Here is a 19,647-nt window from a genome sequence, read left to right as displayed (position 1 = left end):
CTCTCCTTTTATAAGAAATAACGTTGAATGTCATTCCACGTCACTAAGACCATTACAATTAATACAAATACTGCACCAATTGCAATAATTGTCGTTTCTGCTTTTTTGTTTAATGGTTTTCTGAAAATCGCTTCATATATTACAAATAAGATTCGTCCGCCATCAAGTGCTGGGACTGGTAATAAATTCATTAAACCTAAATTGACGCTTAGTAAAGCTGTCCAAGAAATCAAATTAATAATACCTGTTTTAACAACAGAGTCAACTGTATGATAGATACCGACTGGACCATTTAACATATCAAATGAAAATTGACCGGTGAAAATGCTCGCAATCATGCTTAAAATCGCGGTAAATATCAGTTTTCCAGCTACAATTGTTTGCTTTACGCCTTCAGTAATCGGTTTAAATACCGTATGTTCAGTAGAAGCAGTATAACCTAACAAATATTTAGTTTCTGAATGTGTTTTAGTTACTTTTTGTTCATATTTTTTTGGTTTTACTTGCAAGGTTTCTGTTTTACCATCTCGTTCTACTTTAATTTGTGTCTTTTTGTCTTTAACCTGTGATATTGCTTGATCTATATCAGATTTACTATTGATAGATTTGTCAGCAATTTTCACGATAGTATCACCTGTTTTTAAGCCTGCGTGTGCTGCTGGGCTATCTTGCGCCACTTTATCAACTGTATTTGTTGGTGTACCTTGATAATAAGCTAAGCCAATAAATAATACTAATGTAAGTAAAAAGTTAAATAATGGGCCAGCAAACAGTGTTAAGAATTTTTGATAAGGCTTTTTGTGTGTGAATTGTCGGTTTTTGGGAGCTATTTGAATTAAACTACCATTCTCAACAAAATAGGCTTTGTCAGCAATTTGATAATGATGTCTTTGCTGATCATATGCAGTTACACCTTCAATGTATAAATCTTCTTTAAAATCACATTGTTTAACTTCCATTGCTTCAATTTGTTGGAACTTATGTTGATCATCTAAAATGATATGTGTGATTTCATCTTTATCATTTAATTTTATCTTTACATGCATACCTGGTTGAACGGGTGGTTCCTCCAACCCGTCACCTGCCATTCTTACATATCCTCCAACAGGCAATAAACGAATGGTATATAAAGTTTCATTTTTTCTGAAACTAAAAATTTTTGGCCCCATTCCAATTGCAAATTCTGGACACATAATGCCAGCTCTTTTTGCAAAAAACATATGACCGTATTCATGAACTGTTACAAGAACACCAAATACGATTATAAAAGAAATAATTGTCACTAGAAAACTCAAATTGATACACCTCATATTTTCCGTAAGATTGTTCCATTATTTTTATATTGCTATAATATATAAGCTAATTTAATGCTTTTGATTATAAAATTATAACATAACAATACTAGCTGATACACGTAACTTTATACAGTAGAAAAAATTATCATGACTTAACACTTAAAATCTCTTACATATTTTAAAAACTTATGAAAAGGAGTTAAAAACTTAAATGTTTCATATGATTTCTCATCGACATTTAAATTCATAACTCCTTTTATTGTTCAATTATACAATTTTATTGGCACTTCGTTTACCTTAAAATCACTTATATTAAGAATATGTTTAATAATGGTAAGACAAACATAAAACTATCAAATCGATCTAATATACCACCGTGACCAGGTAAAATGCGTCCAGAATCCTTCACACCAAAATGACGTTTAAAGCCTGACTCTACTAAGTCTCCTAACTGACCAAACATACTTAAAATAACCGTACATAACAGTAGTAACCATATTGCAATATCAAAATCTATAAACATCATCATTACAAGCGGAACTATCAAACTACAAATAATGCCGCCAATAAACCCTTCAATTGTTTTATTGGGACTGATGACAGGCCATAATTTATGTTTACCCATTAATCTACCAAAAATATACGCGCCAGTATCTGTAGACCACACAATTAAGAAAGCTAAAAGTATGTAATGTAATCCTTCTGATCTAGTTTCATATAGATACATGAAGCCTATCCCTACATAAGCTATAGACATTAAACAAAAGGCAGCATCCATAAAACTAAATCTATTTTTAGAAAGTACTGTATAACTGAGTAAAATAAAACTCATTGCTATTAAAGATTTTAATTGTAAATCGTTTACCCATGTACCTGCTTCTTGCGGTATCATAATAATTAATATTCCTAATGCACTTATAATTCCTGGGATGGATAGGAACTTTATCATATTCATATTCAACAATTCTTTGAGACCTATAAATGCTAATAAATAAGAAAAAAGCATTAGTACAAGGCCACCCTTTAACAATACAGGTAGAAAAACAATAAGTGCTATTATTGCTGTTAAAGTTCTAACTTTCATACTATTCTCCTAACTATTTATAATCCCCCAAAACGTCTTTGACGAGATTGATAAATTTTAATACAGTTTATTAATTCTTCTTTGTCAAAATCTGGCCAAAATTTTTCATTGAATATAAATTCACTGTAAGATACTTGCCAGATAAGAAAGTTACTAATTCGTTGCTCACCTGAGGTTCTAATTAAAAGGTCTGGATCAGGATAATCGTGGGTCATTAAATGTTCGTTAATCAATTGCTCTGTAATATGATCACTGGATAAGCCTTCTGAAGATAATTTTTCATAAATTGATTTTACACTATGGACAATTTCAGCACGTCCACCATAGTTAATTGCAAAAATTAATTTTAATCCTGTGTTTGCTTTGGTCTGTTCTTTTGCCTTATTAATCGCTTCAAGTGTTGCAGTTGGTAAATCATTTAAAAAACCAATCGTTTCTACTTTAACATTATTTTCTATTAATTCAGGTAAAAAGGTTTTTAAAAAGGTAACCGGCAAGTTCATGATATAATTGACTTCATTTTTAGGTCTTGTCCAATTTTCAGTTGAAAATGCATACAACGTTAAATATTTAATACCTAAATCACTAGCTTCTTTAGTTATTTTTTTAATCGTTTGCATACCTTGATAATGGCCTTTGATTCTAGGCAATTTTCTTTGTTTAGCCCAGCGTCCATTGCCATCCATAATAATTGCTATATGATTAGGTACATTATGTAAATCCAACTCATTGTTGGATGCATTAGGCTGGTTTTTTTTCTTGTTTAGCTTTTTAAACATGGTATTTCCTCCGAGCGTTATCATCTCTGCTTATTAAATTAGCTTCTAAATGCAATTATCTATCATTTTATCATACTAGATAAGCGCAATGAATAAACAAATAAAAAAACTGTACCAAAGTCTGATTTGATACAGTTCAGATAAATTTATAATATGCTTCATTTTCAATACCAAACAACTTAATGTTGAGTATTTACTCACAAAAAACATATCATAATTACCATGTTTATACTGACATAATATCTTGTTCTTTTTCTTCTAATAATTTATCAATGTCATTTATAGAATCGTCAGTTATTTTTTGTACTTCATTCGTTTGAGTTCTTAAGTCATCTTCAGTGATGTCACCGTTTTTCTCTTGCTTTTTAAGTTCGTCATTCGAATCACGGCGTACATTTCTAACTGCAACTTTAGAATCTTCACCAATTTTTTTAACTTCTTTTACAAGCTCTTTACGACGTTCTTCTGTTAATGCAGGCACACTTATACGAATGACCTCACCATCACTAGATGGGTTTACGCCTAAGTTTGCTGCATTAATTACTTTTTCAATATTAGCCACTGATGTTTTGTCGTATGGTGAAATGACTAAAAGACGAGCTTCTGGTACATTGATACTCGCTAATTGTTGAATAGGTGTTGGTGCTCCATAATAATCAACAGTTACACCGTTTAAAAGGTTTGAATTTGCTCTACCAGCACTAATATTAGCTAACTCTCTTGAAAGACTATCAATTGATTTTTTCATCTTTGTTTTCGTGTCATTAATTATGTCACTCATTTTATACACCTCTAAATTATTTTGTAATTAATGTTCCTATTTTTTCACCCATAACAGCGCGTTTAATATTTCCTTCTTCTGTGATAGAGAATACATTCAACGGGATATTGTTATCCATACAGAAAGAAGATGCTGTTGAGTCCATGACTTGTAAGCCTTCTTGTAACATTTGAATATGTGTTAAATGTTCATATTTAACCGCATTTTCATCTTTTTTAGGATCTGCAGAATAGACACCATCAACATTATTTTTGCCCATTAAGATAACATCTGCTTCAACTTCAGCAGCACGTAAAGCTGCAGTTGTGTCAGTTGAGAAGTATGGATTACCTATGCCAGCAGCAAATATAACAACACGCTTTTTCTCTAAGTGTCTAATTGCGCGACGACGAATATAAGGTTCTGCAACTTGTTTCATCTCTATAGAAGTTAATACACGTGTATCACACTCTAATTGTTCCAAACTGTCTTGTAGTGCTAAAGCATTCATAACAGTAGCTAGCATGCCCATATAATCTGCTGTACCACGATCCATACCTAGATCACTACCAGTTTTACCTCTCCAGATATTACCTCCGCCAACAATCACTGCAATTTCACAATCCATTTTTGCTACCTCAGCTACTTGTTGAGCAACACTTTTAATAATTATGGGATTTATCCCGAATCCATCTTCACCTGCTAGTGCTTCACCACTTAATTTTAAAACGACACGTTTATATTTAGAAGTTTGAGCCATTGTCTTATCCTCTCTATTGTGAAAATATGTATTTGATACAAGTAAAGAAGACACAGTAGAACTTCCAATATAAAAGTAAGTCTTTCATACGGAGCACAAAAAGGTGTCTTCTTTCTTGTTCAAACTATGAAATATTATTTCATTTGTCCTTTTACTTCGTCAGCAAAGTTTTCTTCACGTTTTTCCATACCTTCGCCTACTTCATAACGTACGAAGTCAACTAGTTTTCCACCTTTTGATTTTAAGAAAGCTTCAACTGTTTGATCAGGATCTTTAACAAAGTTTTGGTCAACTGCACAAATTTCTTGTAAATATTTACGTAAACGACCTTCAACCATTTTTTCAACAATTTTTTCTGGTTTGCCTTCGTTTAAAGCTTGTTGTTTCAATACTTCTTTTTCATGAGCAATTTCATCTTCACTTACTTGTTCAGATGAAACATATTTAGGGTTAATCGCAGCAATATGCATAGCTACATCTTTAGCAGCATCGCTATCAGTAGTACCTTCAACAACTGTTAATACACCGATACGTCCACCCATGTGTAAATATGAACCAAATGCATCATTATCTGATTTTGTTCTAACAGCAAAACGACGGATACTTAATTTTTCTCCGATTGTAGAGATTGCTTCTTTCATGCGTTGGTCTACAGTTTTACCGTCAGCTAATTCAGATTCTAATAAAGCTTCAACAGTATCAGCTTTACTCTCTAACACTTGTGTAGCAATTTCTTTCACTAATTCTTGGAAACCTTCGTTACGTGCTACGAAGTCAGTTTCTGAATTAATTTCTACGATTGCCGCTTCATTTCCTTTTTCTTCTACATGTACTAGTCCTTCTGCAGCGATACGGTCAGCTTTTTTAGCTGCTTTCGCAATACCTTTTTCACGTAGGTAATCAATAGCTTTATCAATATCACCATCAGTTTCTGTCAACGCTTTTTTACAGTCCATCATACCAGCGCCAGTTTTTTCACGTAATTCTTTTACAAGTTTAGCTGAAATTGCCATTTCATATTCCTCCATTATTTAATGAATTTTAATATATTTATTTTAAAAAAAGGTGATAAGCTTAAATATCTTATCACCCATTTTACATTATTCTTAGTTTGATTCAACAGAAGTGTTTTCTTCAGTTGTTTCTGCTTCAGTAGCTTCTTCTTTTGATTCATTTAAATCAATGTTTTGTTCAGCCGCTACTTCTTCATTTGATACACCTTGTTGACCTTCTAAGATTGCATCTGCCATTTTACCTGTTAATAACTTAACGGCACGGATAGCATCATCGTTTGCAGGGATAACATAATCGATCTCATCTGGATCACAGTTAGTATCCACAATACCAACGATTGGGATGTGTAATTTACGTGCTTCAGCAATTGCGTTGCGCTCTTTACGAGGGTCAACTACAAATAATGCTTGAGGCATAGATTTCATATCACGAATTCCGCCTAAGAATTTAATTAAACGGTCATATTCTTTTCTTAGTTCTACTACTTCTTTTTTAGGTAATACTTCGAATAAGCCATCTTCTTCCATTTTTTCAATTTCAGAAATACGTTTGATACGTTTTGAAATTGTTTTATAGTTAGTTAAAATACCACCTAACCATCTTTGGTTAACGTAGAATTGACCAGCACGTTCAGCTTCAGCTTTCACTGATTCTTGTGCTTGTTTTTTCGTACCAACAAATAAAACTTTTCCGCCATCTTCTGAAATTTGTTTTATAAAGTTGTAAGCTTCTTCTACTTTCTTCACTGTTTTTTGTAAGTCGATAATGTAGATACCGTTTCTTTCAGTGAAGATGTATCTTTTCATTTTTGGGTTCCAACGGCGTGTTTGGTGACCGAAGTGAACACCTGCTTCTAGTAATTGTTTCATTGAAATTACTGCCATAAATAAAATCCTCCTATTGGTTTTTTACCTCCATAAAAAGCTCATATAAACACGATAACAATTTATCGCACCCTTTATACTTCCGCTCTCTATGTGCGTATTGGCTTAATAGCCGTGAATAAATATATCATATTCATACATATAAAGCAATAGTTCAGCTTATAATTTCTCATTTATAATAGTGAAGATTCAAGTCATATTTTTATCAATTCAAATATCACTGTAACACTTTATATAGTAAGCAGTTTCCATTATAAAATGTTATTGTATTTATTTTTTACATATTCACTAAATAAACGCATAACGCATGGATATACTAAATGATATGAAAGCGTATATAGCAATCACATTTAATAGTGATTCTACATTTTATTTTATTCTATCTAATTCATCTAAGAATTTTTCTTTTTTAACTTTAATAAACGTACCTTTCATACCTAAAGAACGTGATTCAATAACTCCTGCGCTTTCTAACTTACGCAATGCATTAACAATCACAGAACGTGTAATTCCAACCCTGTCAGCTACTTTAGAAGCAATCAACAAGCCTTCTTTACCACCTAATTCTTCAAAAATATGTTCAATCGCTTCACTTTCTGAGTATGATAATGAATTGATTGCCATATTAATCGCAGCTTTATCTCTAGCTTCTTGTTCAACTTCATTATGTTTTTCACGCAGAATTTCCATACCAATAACTGTAGCCGCATACTCACCTAAAACAAGATCATTTTCAGAAAAGTCGTCTTGTACACGTCCTAGCACTAACGTACCTAGTCTTTCTCCGCCACCTAATATTGGAAAGATAGTTGACTTACTATCTTTAAATACATCTTCGTTTTCAGGTGGAAAAACTGAAAGATCACTTTCGATTCCAATATTGGATTCTGTTTCTTTTACATCCATTAACTTATCTGTATATTCCACAGGTATGTGTCTATTTTCTAGCATTTGAATAATACGTTCATTTTTTAACAATTCATTTAAACTTGACCCTAAAATTTTACCTTTTCTTGACACAATGAAAACATTTGTCACTGTTACACTACTTATCGTTTGTGCGACGTCTTTAAAGTCTACAGCGATTCCTTTGTGCTTTTGCAAAAGTGTATTTAATTCTCTTGTTTTTGATAATAAGCTCATATTACTTCTCCTTTTTGTTTATATTATAAAATAAATGCACTTAAATCTTTATTTGTTGAAATTGATTTCAACTTATCATCAACATATTGAGGTGTGATATCTACAACGGCATGTGGCATGCTCGGTGCTTCGAACGATAAATCTTCTAACATTTTTTCAAGTATTGTATGCAATCTACGCGCACCAATATTATCTGTATCTTGGTTAACTTGAAAGGCAATCTCTGCCAAACGTTTAATCGCTTCTTCAGTGAAATTCACCGTTACTTGTTCCGTTTGGAGTAGCGCTTCATACTGTTTAATCAATGATAATTTGGGTTCAGTTAAAATGCTTACAAAGTCTTCCACAGAAAGGCTTTCTAATTCAACACGAATTGGGAATCGACCTTGTAATTCAGGTATTAAATCACTTGGTTTTGAAACATGGAATGCACCAGCACCAATGAATAGCATATGTTCAGTATTAACAGTACCATATTTAGTTTGAACCATGCTACCTTCAAGTATAGGTAAAATATCTCTTTGTACACCTTGTCGTGAAACATCTTGACCTGAATTTTGATTGTTAGTAGCCACTTTATCTATTTCGTCAATAAAAATAATTCCCATTTGTTCGGCTAGCTCAATGGCCTCTTGATTGGCAGTTTCTTGGTCAATCAGTTCATCCGCATATTCATCAGTCAAAATATTTCGAGCAGTTTTGACAGGGACTTCTCTTTCCACTTTTTTCTTAGGCATTAGTTGGTTCATCATATCTTGCATTTGTTGGTTTTGATTTGTACCTAACATACCTAAAGCACCTGGGTCCTGTTCGACTTTTAATCTCACTTTTTCTTCTTCAAGTGAACCATTTAATAATTGTTGTTTGATTTCAGAACGCTTTGTTTTGATTTCTTCAGTTGGCGTTTCTTCATCATCGTCCTCATTATTTTGACCAAAATTAGGTATTGCTCCGCCAAAAAGAGACTCTAAAGGGTTGTTGCTGTTAGTGCTATTTGCTTTCTTTTTCATGCTTGGAACTAAAAGTTTAACTAATTTTTCGTTTGCTTTACTTCGTGCTTCATCTTCAACTAACGCTTTCTTTTGCTCTTTTACCAATCTAACAGCAATATCAACTAAGTCTCTAACCATACTTTCAACGTCACGCCCAACGTAACCTACTTCTGTGAATTTCGTAGCTTCTACTTTAATAAAAGGCGCACCAACCACTTTAGCCATGCGTCGCGCAATTTCAGTTTTCCCTACGCCAGTTGGTCCAATCATTAAAATGTTTTTCGGTGCAATTTCTTGTTTCTCTTCGTCAGAAAGTAGGCTTCGTCTATATCTATTTCTTAATGCTACTGCTACCTTGCGTTTAGCGTCATCTTGACCAACTATATATTCGTTAAGTTTTGAAACGATATCTTTTGGCGTTAATTTAATACCATTCGACTCCATATGAGAAATACCTCCGTTACTTTATTTTCTTCAAAAATCCATTATTTATTATACATTTATTTCATAAATTTTTACTTTTTGTTATTACAACATATTTTAAAATATAAGTTTTTTAAAGTTCTTCCACAACGATTTGGTCATTCGTAAACACGCAAATATCAGAGGCAACCTTTAAACTTTCATATGCCATCTCACGCGCACTTAAATCAGTAGCATGACGTTTTAATGCTCTACCTGCACTTAAGGCATAATTGCCACCGGATCCAATTGCAATTAAATCATCATCTGGCGCAATCACTTCTCCAGTACCACTTACGACTAGTATTGAATCTTTATCCATCACAATAAGCATCGCTTCTAGCTGTCTTAACTGTTTATCGCCTCTCCATTCTTGCGCTAACTCAACAGCGGCTCTTTCTAAATTACCGCTAAACTGTTGTAATTTTGTCTCGAACTTTTCAAATAGTGTAAAAGCATCTGCCACACTACCTGCGAATCCAGCTAACACTTTATCATTATATAAGCGTCGAACTTTTCTAGCGGTTTTTTTCATAATAACTTGTTCGCCAAGTGTTACTTGTCCGTCACCAGCCATTGCCGAATGTCCATTATGTTGTACTGCGTAAATAGTTGTCGCATGAATAGATGTACTCATATTTTAATTCTCCTTTTTTGCACGAGGATGTGCATTTAAATATACTTTTTTTAATTGATCATTCGTAACATGTGTATAACGACCTGTCGTCGATAAATTGACATGTCCTAGTAATGATTGCACTGTTCTTAAGTCAGCACCCTGATTTAACATATGTGTAGCAAATGTATGTCTTAATTTATGCGGATGTATATCTGTTACACCTGCAGTTCGTTTCACTACATCATTTAACACATAACGAATGCCACGCTCAGTGATAGGCGCACCGTTCATGTTAACTAACAAATAGTCGTGTTCAGTACCTTTTTTAGGACTAAATGCTTCTAAGTAATGTTCAATGCTTTGTTTACAAAATTCACCGAAAGGGATAAACCTTTCTTTACCACCCTTACCTAAAACTTTAACACCTGGTAAATTCATATCCAAATCTTGCTCTTTGATATTTACTAACTCTGATACCCTGATACCAGTAGCATATAAAAGCTCCAAAATAACACGATCTCTTAATCCTTTTTTTAAATCTTTATCTACTGTTTTAAATAATGCTTCCATTTCTTCTTCATAAAAAAAGTGCGGTAAATATTGTTCTTTTTTCGGATGAACTAATTGTATAAATGGATTTATGACACTTTCGTCTTGTACCATCCAATACTCATAAAAACTTCTCAGCGTAGAAATTTTACGAGAAACCGATGTTCTTTTCAAGTTTTTTGAATATAAAAAACTTAGGTAATTTCTAGCATCTTTATATTCAAAATTAGCTAAGCTTAAATGCTCTTGATTTAAAAAATCATTAAATTGCTCTAAATCATCATGATATGATTTCAATGTATGTTCAGAAAAATGTCGTTCTACTTTAAGCATGTATAAATAAGCTTGTTGGATTTCTTCCAATAAAAACCCCTCCATCGATATAAATTGTAGCATATCGATAGAGGGAACTGCGAAACATAACTATTAAATTGAGAAAAACTTTTTTTAATTTTCTGAATCAATATTTCACTATATTAACATCATAATGTTTCTTTAAAGTTGTCCAAATATGTCAAAGCTCTATGAGCAAGTTGTTCATATCTTATTTTTTTATCTTTAATTTTTTCATCTAAATCCGGTAGCAAACCAAAATTGGCATTCATCGGCTGGAAGTTTTTTTCATTTTTCGCATGAGCAATATAATAAGCCATGCTACCCAGCATCGTTTCTCTAGGGAAAATAACCCTTCCTTTATTTTCAACTTTATGAGCTACGTTGATACCAGCAATCAAGCCGCTTGCTGCACTTTCTACATAACCTTCTACACCAGTCATTTGACCAGCAAAATGAAGAGATTCTCTTCCTTTTAATTCATAAGTTTCAGTGAGTACATCAGGGGAGTTAATAAATGTGTTTCTATGCATGACACCATATCGAACAATTTCAACATTCTCTAAACCTGGTATCAATCTAAGTACTTCTTTTTGTGCACCCCACTTTAGATGTGTTTGAAACCCTACTAAATTATACAAAGTACCAGCAGCATCGTCTTGACGTAACTGTACAACTGCATATGGTATTTCGCCAGTCTTGGGATCTTCTAAGCCAACTGGTTTCATCGGACCAAACAATAACGTTTTACGTCCACGTGCTGCCATTACTTCAAATGGCATACAACCTTCGAAATATTTTTCTTTTTCAAATTCATTCACTGGTGCGACCTCTGCTTCTAATAAAGCATCATAAAATCTGTTAAACTCTTTTTCCGTCATCGGACAATTTAAATAAGCAGCTTCACCTTTATCATAACGTGACTTTAAATAAACTTTATTCATATCAATACTATCTTTTTCAATAATCGGTGCTGCAGCATCATAAAAATATAGTTGATCTTTACCTGTTGCGTCAACAATTTCTTGAGCTAATTGATCTGTTGTTAATGGACCAGTAGCAATGATTGTATATCCATCAGGTATAGTGTTAATTTCTTCATTAATTACAGTTACATTCGGATGGTTTTTCAATGTTTCAGTAATATACCCTGCAAAATCATGTCTATCTACAGCTAACGCACCACCAGCAGGAACACGCGCTTTGTCTGCTGCAGTTATAACCAATGAATCCATTCGACGCATTTCTTCTTTCAATACACCCACGGCATTCGTAAGCGCATTGCCACGTAATGAATTGGAACAAACTAATTCAGCAAATTTATCTGTATGATGTGCCGGCGTTTGTTTAACTGGCCTCATTTCAATTAAATTTACATGAATGCCTCTTTGCGCTAATTGATAAGCGGCTTCTGAGCCAGCTAAGCCAGCCCCTACAACATTGACAATTTGAGTCATATATATATCCTCCTATACAAAAAAAATAGCAACTACGACACTATTTTATAAGCTAAATAACATATCTCTACATTATAAATATGAATCGTAAGTTGCTAAATATTATTAAAAAATACAGTTTCCTTTTCTAATAATCAATTTATATATTTGTTATTTTTGTTCTTCTTCTTTGTAATCACAATTTGAGCAAACAACCTGACTTTTACGTCCTTGTTTTTTCTCAACTAAATAATGTTCACATTTTGGACAATCACGTCCAATAGGTTTATCCCAAGTTACAAAATCACATTCGGGATATTTAGAACAACCATAGAAGATACGATTTTTCTTAGACTTACGTTCAACGACATCGCCCTCTTTACATTTAGGGCAAGTCACACCAATTGTTTTGACGATTGCTTTAGTGTTTCTACAATCAGGGAAGTTTGAACATGCCATAAATTTACCATATCGACCCATTTTTATAACCATTGGTGCACCGCAAACTTCACAATCTTCTCCTGCAGGTTCATCTTTAATTTCTATTTTTTCCATTTCTTCCTCTGCACGTTCAACATCTTGCTTAAAACTATTATAGAAATCTGAAATAACTTTTTTCCAAGCAATTTCACCTTCTGCAACTTTATCGAGTAATGTCTCCATATTAACTGTAAAATCTACATCTATAATTTCTGGGAAATATTCTTTTACTTGTTCATGAACAATTTCGCCTAATTCGGTAGGAACAAACCGTTTACTTTCATTTTTAACATAGTTCCTTTTTTGTATAGTATCAATTGTCGGTGCATAAGTTGAAGGACGACCAATTTTCATTTCTTCTAAAGTTTTTACCAATCTTGCTTCTGTATAACGTGGTGGAGGTTGAGTGAAATGTTGTGAAGGTTCAATATTGGTTGCTGTAACCATTTCACCTTCATTGATATTAGGTAATTTATTTTCTTTACCTTCATCTCCATCATCTTTTGTTTCAACGTATAAAGTCATAAAACCTTTGAATTTAATTGTTTGCCCATTTGCTCTGAATTTCAAATCATTTTGTGTTAAATCTAATGCTACTGTATCTAAAATAGCAGGTGCCATTTGACTTGCTACAAAACGCTCCCAAATTAATTTATACAGTCTATGTTGATCTCTAGTTAAATAATTTTTCATTTCGCTAGGTGTACGTAAAGTACTTGATGGTCTTATAGCTTCGTGTGCATCTTGATCTCCTTGACCTTTAGATTTACGATTCGAAGTATATTCATTACCATAAGTGTCTTTAATATAATCCTTGGCTTCACTTTTAGCTTGTTCAGAAATTCTAGTAGAATCTGTACGCATATAAGTGATTAAACCAACTGTACCTTGTCTTTTCAAGTCAATACCTTCATATAATTGTTGGGCAAGCATCATTGTTTTACGCGCTTTGAAATTCAATTTTCTTGCAGCTTCTTGTTGAAGTGTTGAAGTCGTAAATGGATTGGCAGGATAACGCGTCTTTTCTTTTTTTGTTACCTTTGTAACTTCAAATTGATCCCCATCAAGCTGTGATGTAATCGTCTCAACATCATTTTTATTAGTTAATTTGTATGGCTTGTTTTTATAATGTAAGAATTTAGCACTAAATTTAGATTTTTTATATCTAAATTCTCCTTCTATTTTCCAATATTCTTCTGGTTTAAAATTTCTAATTTCATTTTCACGATCAATGACTAATCTTAATGCGACAGATTGTACGCGACCAGCAGAAAGTCCTTTTTTAACTTTCTTCCATAAAACAGGAGAAATATTATAACCAACTAAACGGTCTAAAATTCTTCTAGCTTGTTGTGCATCCACAAGTTCCATTTCTATGCCTCTAGGATGTTTAAAACTTTGTTTCACTGCATCTTTGGTTATTTCATTAAATACTACTCTATTTTCAGTAGCGTCTTCTAAATTCAATATATTCGCTAAATGCCAAGCAATTGCCTCACCTTCACGGTCGGGGTCACTTGCTAAGAATATATTTTTTGCTTTCTTAGCATGTTTTTTTAATTCCTTAACAACAGGGCCCTTACCGCGTATAGTAATATATTTGGGTTCATAGTCATTTTCTACATCTACGCCCATTTGGCTTCTTGGCAAATCTCTTACATGCCCCATAGATGCGATAACTTTATATTTTTTACCTAAATATTTTTCAATGGTTTTAGCTTTTGCAGGCGATTCAACTATGACTAAATTTTCTGCCAAAGTAGTTACCCCCTTGCATTTCTAATTACAAAGATAAATGATAAACGGTCTATTTTGTTTTTGTCAATGTTTTTAATTTTAAATTTATTTAATCAAAGGCGTATTTAGAATTAAATAAAGGAAAAGACACTGTTTATACACATCTTTTTCAACTATAAAACAATTGTTCAAATAAATACATTGATCTAAATTTTAGTTAAAATCATCTATGATGTCTTTCGCAGATATAACAATTTTCGCCCCTTCTTGCGCACTTATTAAGTTCCCCATTGTCATATCATTGAACATCGAACCTGGCAAAACATATACTTCTCTATTTTGTTCTAATGCACAATTAGTCGTAATAGAAGTACCACTTTTAATTGTAGATTCTGTGATCAAAACCCCTTTTGATAAACCACTAATTAATCTATTTCTTTCTGGAAAATGATGTTTAAGCGGCTTTTGATATGGTAAATATTCACTTATGACTAAGCCAGTGCGCTCAAGTTGATTTCTAATATTTTGCGTTGATTTGGGATAATGATTAAGATGGCCAAATCCTAACACCGCAATCGCTGACATTTGATTGTCTAATGCATGTTGATGTGCTGCTTGGTCTGCACCTTCTGCTAATCCAGAGACTATGGTTAGATCTTTCTTTTTAAATGAAGGGAAAAGGAATTTCAATGCATCCCCTGTATATCGAGTAGCATGTCTAGATCCAACGATTGCAAGGGTTTGATCACGCGTTGTTAACGTGATATCTCCTTTATAAAAAAGTATAAGTGGAGGATCATGTATTTCGCGAAGCAATTTCGGATATGATGGATGGTTAATACCAATAAAATTAATGTTCCATTTATGTAATTGAATAAGAATGGCATCAATGGGATTGTTTACAAAATCTTGATATATTTGATCTTTCTTTTTAGATTTAATTGTTGATAAATATAGTTGTAATATTGCTTGCTGCTCGTGTTTATTGTAAAACATAAAATCATTCTTATATTTCAGCAATCGATGTATTTGATGTGTGGACAATCCTGAGAAACGCAATTTTAAAAATAAATAATCTATGTTCATATATCGTACTCCTTTATAAAATAATTATAAAGTAAAACGATATAAAGTTTGTTTACAAATTAAATTCATTTAGACTGTATTTGTAATCTAGTTTTAAGAAGAAATTTAAATACGTACCCCACACTACTTCAACACCATACAAAATTCAAACACTGAAAATAGCACAAACTCCAACATATTTTAGGAGTTTGTGCTCATTTTTAAGCTATTCTATTATTAAATTGCTTTATTTAATAGTAAGTAACTGTTCATAGATACCAGCTTCTTTTGCAGCATCAATTAATGTTGTGCCAATTTCTGATGGTGTATCAGCAGTTTTCACACCACAACTGTTTAGTGTTTTAATTTTCTCTTCTGCTGTACCTTTACCGCCAGAAACAATTGCGCCAGCATGACCCATACGTTTTCCTGGAGGAGCTGTTTGTCCACCAACGAAACCTACAACAGGTTTATTCATGTTAGCTTTAATCCATTCGGCAGCTTCTTCTTCAGCAGTACCACCGATTTCACCAATCATAACAACTGCTTTCGTTTCATCATCTTCATTAAATTGTTTTAATACATCAATAAAGTTAGTACCGTTAACTGGATCTCCTCCGATACCTACTGCAGTAGTTTGACCAATGCCTTCTTCAGTCAACTGATGTACAGCTTCATAAGTTAATGTACCTGAACGTGAAACGACGCCCACATGGCCTTTTTTGTGTATATAACCAGGCATGATACCAATCTTACATTCATCTGCAGTAATAACACCTGGACAGTTTGGTCCAATCACACGTGTTTTCTTGCCTTCTGAATAACGTTTTACTTTAACCATATCGATAACTGGAATATGCTCCGTGATACATATAGCTAAATCTAACTCAGCTTCAATACATTCTAAAATAGCATCTGCTGCAAATGGAGCAGGTACATAGATTACTGAAACAGTTGCACCAGTTTCTTCTTTAGCTTCTTCAACAGTATTGAAAACTGGTACGCCTTCTACTACTTGTCCACCTTTACCTGGAGTTACCCCTGCAACAATTTGCGTACCATATTCAAGCATTTGTTTTGTATGGAAAAGTGCAGTAGACCCTGTGATACCTTGTACAATTACTTTTGTATTTTTATCTATCATTACGCTCATCTTAGCGTTCCCATCCTTTCCTTACGCTTCTTTTACAAGTTTTACGATTTTTTGTGCGCCTTCTGCCATTGTTGCAGCTGGTTCAATAGCTAATCCTGATTCATTCAGAATTTCTTTACCTCTTTCAACATTTGTACCTTCTAAACGTACAACTAACGGTAAAGTTAGTTCAACTTCTTTAACTGCAGCAACAATACCTTCAGCAATGATATCGCATTTCATAATACCACCAAAGATATTAACAAAGATACCTTTTACGTTTTCATCACCTAATATGATTTTAAACGCTTCAGTAACTTTTTCTTTCGTTGCGCCGCCCCCTACGTCAAGGAAGTTCGCTGGATTACCACCAAAGTGATTAATTGTATCCATTGTCGCCATTGCAAGACCAGCACCATTTACCATACAACCAATGTCGCCATCTAATGCAATGTATGATAAATCATATTTAGAAGCTTCGATTTCTTTTGGATCTTCTTCTTCTAAATCGCGTAATTCTTGGATATCTTTATGTTTAAATAACGCATTATCATCAAAATTAAGTTTTGCATCTAATGCAAGTACTTGTCCATCACCTGTAGTTACAAGTGGGTTGATTTCAACAATTGAACAATCTTTTTCAATAAATACATTATAAAGTGATACTAAAAATTTAGCTGCTTTATTAATTGATTCTTTAGGAATATTAATATTGAAAGCAATTCTTCTTGCTTGATAAGGCGCTAATCCAACAACTGGATCGATTGTTTCTTTGAAGATTTTTTCAGGTGTCTCAGCAGCAACCTTTTCGATTTCAGTACCGCCTTCTTCTGATGCCATCAAAGTTACTCTGTCAGTTGCACGATCGATTACAAATCCAACATAATATTCTTTTTGAATGTCGCAGCCTTCTTCTATGTAAAGGCGCTTAATTTCTTTACCTTCTGGCCCTGTTTGATGTGTTACTAATGTTTTACCTAATAATTCTTTCGCATATGTTTCCACTTCAGAGAGTGATTTTGCAATTTTAACGCCGCCTGCATTACCTCTACCCCCGGCGTGAATTTGCGCTTTTACAACATATACATTTGAATCTAATTCTTTTGCCTTTTCAACTGCTTCTTCAACAGTAAATGCTACACGTCCTTCTGGGACAGCAACGCCCATTGAACGAAATATTGCTTTACCTTGATACTCGTGGATATTCATTCTCCATCCTCCTGTTTCTTAGGTTAAGTTCATATTTAATTATAGGAAATGAAAGCGCTATTGTAAACTGATTTAAACTACTTATTTCAATTCTTTTAATTTTTAGATTATTTATAAAGCGATTTAATTGGTTGAAATGTTTTTCTGTGGGCATTTAAAATGCCGTGATTTTTAATTGCATCTAAATGTTGTTGCGTTCCGTAACCAACGTTTTTTTCAAACCCATACTCCGGAAACTTTTGTGCAAGCTGTGTCATATATCTGTCCCTATTTTCTTTAGCTAGGACACTTGCTGCAGCAATTGATACACTTTTAGCATCACCTTTCACAAGTGATGTTTGATCGATATCTGTTTCTAGTGTCATCGCATCAATGAGTAAATGGGTTGGCTGAACAGGCAATCCGTTGATCGCACGTTTCATAGCTAATTTTGTTGCTTCATAAATGTTGATTTCATCAATTTCTTCTACAGTGGCATAGCCGAATGCATAAGCATGTAATTCATCTAATAATTGGCACTCTAATACTTTTCTTTTTTTGGCAGTCAGTTGCTTCGAATCATTGAGGCCTGTAAAGTGATGATCATGATTTAATATCACCGCACATGCAACAACTGGTCCTGCGAGTGGGCCTCTGCCTACTTCATCGATACCACAAATCATCGCATTTCCATCATTTGCTAATATTTGATTTTCATAAAAAGTCATAGCTTGATATTGATTTAATAATTGTTGTTCCTTATCTAGTTGCTTGATTCGTGTTGCTATGGCTTTTTGGACACCTTTACGGTCATCTTTATAAAATGGTTGAAGCTGGATTTCATTAACTGAGTGTAAGGTGGCTAAGTGGTCTTTAATATCTTTTATCGTTTGCTTCATAAATTCACGTTACACTTCCATTTCTTTAATAACATCAAACGTATATGTTCCTATTTTCGCATTTCTAATTTCATGTATGATTAATTCAATGACCGCTTCATAGTCAACTTCATTACCACTACGCAACAATCCTCTACGACGTCCAATAGCATCAAACCATTCTATATTTTCTGCTTCTATCGGTACATCTATTTTATAATGATTTTTCAATCCTTCATAATCATGCGTTTTTAAAAATTCAAGACCGTAAATGGCAACTTCATCTAAATGAACGATACTATCTTTAATCGCACCTGTAATACTTAGTTTTTTTCCTACGAGTTGGTCTTCAAATTTGGGCCAAAGTATACCTGGTGTATCTAATAATTGGAGCGAATTGCCAACTTTGATCCATTGTTGTTGCTTTGTAACACCAGGTGTATTTCCAGTTTTAGCAATAGATTTGTGGGCTAACTTATTAATAAGTGTAGATTTCCCAACATTAGGAATGCCGACGATCATCGCACGAATCGCACGTGGTTTTAATCCTTTTTTCTTTTCACGATCAAATTTTTCTTGTGTTGCTTTAATAGCTGCTTGTTCTACTAATTTTAGTCCTTTTCCATGTTTAGCATCAATCGCCACAGGATAATAGCCTTTTTCTTTAAAATAAGACTCCCATTTTTCTAATTCTTTTAAATTCGCCATGTCTTTTTTATTCAGAATCACTACTCTCGGTTTTTGCTGTATAACATCATCAATCATTGGGTTTCTTGAACTATAAGGAATACGAGCATCTACTAGTTCAAAAACAACATCTACTTTCTTTAATTGTTCTGCAACTTCTCGTTTTGCTTTCGCCATATGCCCTGGATACCATTGAATTACCATGTACATCACCTTTCTCATACGTTTATGTTTCAAAATTATATATTTTACTCATACCATTCATTGACCTTAAAATCATAACATGAGGGGTGAATAGTTATAAATAAAAATTTGTATTTACTTTATTAAAAAAACTCATTCACACTATTTAGTCAAGTCCAGACTCCTG

The 19,647-nt window shown here is 33.4% G+C and carries 18 protein-coding genes; all 18 read right to left on the bottom strand.

The genetic code is table 11. The features are described from left to right. Nucleotides 1-8 precede the first annotated feature (8 nt). The gene (rseP, locus tag KA833_RS12645; protein ID WP_046208633.1) at nt 9-1,295 is read right to left on the bottom strand and encodes an RIP metalloprotease RseP; all 1,287 of its coding nucleotides are present in this window, start codon (nt 1,293-1,295) and stop codon (nt 9-11) included. 307 nt (nt 1,296-1,602) lie between these two features. Further along, nucleotides 1,603-2,379 (bottom strand): phosphatidate cytidylyltransferase, encoded by a 777-nt coding sequence (locus KA833_RS12640; RefSeq protein ID WP_064209034.1) that lies wholly within the window; start codon nt 2,377-2,379, stop codon nt 1,603-1,605. A gap of 17 nt (nt 2,380-2,396) precedes the next feature. Then, entirely contained in the window at nt 2,397-3,158 is a 762-nt protein-coding gene (locus KA833_RS12635; protein ID WP_145381283.1) for an isoprenyl transferase, read from the bottom strand. Between the two features lie 226 nt (nt 3,159-3,384). Next, nucleotides 3,385-3,939: a ribosome recycling factor gene (gene frr / locus KA833_RS12630; protein WP_210128552.1), complete on the bottom strand. Its 555-nt coding sequence runs from the start codon at nt 3,937-3,939 to the stop codon at nt 3,385-3,387. Between the two features lie 16 nt (nt 3,940-3,955). After that, entirely contained in the window at nt 3,956-4,678 is a 723-nt protein-coding gene (gene pyrH, locus KA833_RS12625) for a UMP kinase (RefSeq protein ID WP_019468449.1), read from the bottom strand. A 134-nt stretch (nt 4,679-4,812) separates the two neighbouring features. Beyond that, entirely contained in the window at nt 4,813-5,691 is an 879-nt protein-coding gene (tsf, locus tag KA833_RS12620) for a translation elongation factor Ts (RefSeq protein WP_046208638.1), read from the bottom strand. 93 nt (nt 5,692-5,784) lie between these two features. Continuing rightward, nucleotides 5,785-6,576, bottom strand: a complete 792-nt coding sequence (rpsB, locus tag KA833_RS12615) for a 30S ribosomal protein S2 (protein ID WP_040030607.1) — start codon at nt 6,574-6,576, stop codon at nt 5,785-5,787. Nucleotides 6,577-6,945: 369 nt separating this feature from the next. Then, on the bottom strand, nt 6,946-7,719 hold the full coding sequence (gene codY, locus KA833_RS12610) for a GTP-sensing pleiotropic transcriptional regulator CodY (RefSeq protein ID WP_046208639.1): 774 nt from the start codon (nt 7,717-7,719) through the stop codon (nt 6,946-6,948). A 23-nt stretch (nt 7,720-7,742) separates the two neighbouring features. Further along, on the bottom strand, nt 7,743-9,155 hold the full coding sequence (gene hslU, locus KA833_RS12605) for an ATP-dependent protease ATPase subunit HslU (protein ID WP_046208640.1): 1,413 nt from the start codon (nt 9,153-9,155) through the stop codon (nt 7,743-7,745). Nucleotides 9,156-9,267: 112 nt separating this feature from the next. After that, the gene (hslV, locus tag KA833_RS12600) at nt 9,268-9,810 is read right to left on the bottom strand and encodes an ATP-dependent protease subunit HslV (RefSeq protein WP_046208641.1); all 543 of its coding nucleotides are present in this window, start codon (nt 9,808-9,810) and stop codon (nt 9,268-9,270) included. A gap of 3 nt (nt 9,811-9,813) precedes the next feature. Beyond that, entirely contained in the window at nt 9,814-10,704 is an 891-nt protein-coding gene (gene xerC / locus KA833_RS12595; protein WP_046208642.1) for a tyrosine recombinase XerC, read from the bottom strand. Nucleotides 10,705-10,823: 119 nt separating this feature from the next. Beyond that, nucleotides 10,824-12,131, bottom strand: a complete 1,308-nt coding sequence (trmFO, locus tag KA833_RS12590) for an FADH(2)-oxidizing methylenetetrahydrofolate--tRNA-(uracil(54)-C(5))-methyltransferase TrmFO (RefSeq protein WP_046208643.1) — start codon at nt 12,129-12,131, stop codon at nt 10,824-10,826. 150 nt (nt 12,132-12,281) lie between these two features. Continuing rightward, on the bottom strand, nt 12,282-14,348 hold the full coding sequence (topA, locus tag KA833_RS12585) for a type I DNA topoisomerase (protein ID WP_046208644.1): 2,067 nt from the start codon (nt 14,346-14,348) through the stop codon (nt 12,282-12,284). 192 nt (nt 14,349-14,540) lie between these two features. Further along, nucleotides 14,541-15,413 carry a DNA-processing protein DprA gene (dprA, locus tag KA833_RS12580; RefSeq protein WP_046208645.1) on the bottom strand — a complete coding sequence of 291 codons (873 nt, stop codon included), beginning with the start codon at nt 15,411-15,413 and terminating at the stop codon, nt 14,541-14,543. A 226-nt stretch (nt 15,414-15,639) separates the two neighbouring features. Beyond that, nucleotides 15,640-16,545 carry a succinate--CoA ligase subunit alpha gene (gene sucD, locus KA833_RS12575; RefSeq protein WP_046208646.1) on the bottom strand — a complete coding sequence of 302 codons (906 nt, stop codon included), beginning with the start codon at nt 16,543-16,545 and terminating at the stop codon, nt 15,640-15,642. A 21-nt stretch (nt 16,546-16,566) separates the two neighbouring features. After that, entirely contained in the window at nt 16,567-17,733 is a 1,167-nt protein-coding gene (gene sucC, locus KA833_RS12570; RefSeq protein ID WP_046208647.1) for an ADP-forming succinate--CoA ligase subunit beta, read from the bottom strand. A 107-nt stretch (nt 17,734-17,840) separates the two neighbouring features. Further along, complete coding sequence (locus KA833_RS12565; protein WP_064209036.1) at nt 17,841-18,611, bottom strand: ribonuclease HII; 771 nt, start codon at nt 18,609-18,611, stop codon at nt 17,841-17,843. Between the two features lie 9 nt (nt 18,612-18,620). Then, nucleotides 18,621-19,481 (bottom strand): ribosome biogenesis GTPase YlqF, encoded by an 861-nt coding sequence (gene ylqF, locus KA833_RS12560; protein ID WP_046208649.1) that lies wholly within the window; start codon nt 19,479-19,481, stop codon nt 18,621-18,623. Nucleotides 19,482-19,647: the final 166 nt, after the last annotated feature.

The organism is Staphylococcus sp. GDY8P67P, assembly GCF_017892545.1.
Lineage (GTDB): Bacteria > Bacillota > Bacilli > Staphylococcales > Staphylococcaceae > Staphylococcus > Staphylococcus ureilyticus.
Note: the sequence above shows the minus strand (reverse complement) of the source record. Positions and strands in the feature narration are given on the sequence as shown.

Bases quoted from the DNA above. Each gene is read 5' to 3' on its own strand.
- KA833_RS12640 (WP_064209034.1), bottom strand. From the start codon at position 2,379: ATGAAAGTTAGAACTTTAACAGCAATAATAGCACTTATTGTTTTTCTA.
- KA833_RS12635 (WP_145381283.1), bottom strand. From the start codon at position 3,158: ATGTTTAAAAAGCTAAACAAGAAAAAAAACCAGCCTAATGCATCCAAC.
- frr (WP_210128552.1), bottom strand. From the start codon at position 3,939: ATGAGTGACATAATTAATGACACGAAAACAAAGATGAAAAAATCAATT.
- pyrH (WP_019468449.1), bottom strand. From the start codon at position 4,678: ATGGCTCAAACTTCTAAATATAAACGTGTCGTTTTAAAATTAAGTGGT.
- tsf (WP_046208638.1), bottom strand. From the start codon at position 5,691: ATGGCAATTTCAGCTAAACTTGTAAAAGAATTACGTGAAAAAACTGGC.
- rpsB (WP_040030607.1), bottom strand. From the start codon at position 6,576: ATGGCAGTAATTTCAATGAAACAATTACTAGAAGCAGGTGTTCACTTC.
- codY (WP_046208639.1), bottom strand. From the start codon at position 7,719: ATGAGCTTATTATCAAAAACAAGAGAATTAAATACACTTTTGCAAAAG.
- hslU (WP_046208640.1), bottom strand. From the start codon at position 9,155: ATGGAGTCGAATGGTATTAAATTAACGCCAAAAGATATCGTTTCAAAA.
- hslV (WP_046208641.1), bottom strand. From the start codon at position 9,810: ATGAGTACATCTATTCATGCGACAACTATTTACGCAGTACAACATAAT.
- trmFO (WP_046208643.1), bottom strand. From the start codon at position 12,131: ATGACTCAAATTGTCAATGTTGTAGGGGCTGGCTTAGCTGGCTCAGAA.
- dprA (WP_046208645.1), bottom strand. From the start codon at position 15,413: ATGAACATAGATTATTTATTTTTAAAATTGCGTTTCTCAGGATTGTCC.
- sucD (WP_046208646.1), bottom strand. From the start codon at position 16,545: ATGAGCGTAATGATAGATAAAAATACAAAAGTAATTGTACAAGGTATC.
- sucC (WP_046208647.1), bottom strand. From the start codon at position 17,733: ATGAATATCCACGAGTATCAAGGTAAAGCAATATTTCGTTCAATGGGC.
- KA833_RS12565 (WP_064209036.1), bottom strand. From the start codon at position 18,611: ATGAAGCAAACGATAAAAGATATTAAAGACCACTTAGCCACCTTACAC.
- ylqF (WP_046208649.1), bottom strand. From the start codon at position 19,481: ATGGTAATTCAATGGTATCCAGGGCATATGGCGAAAGCAAAACGAGAA.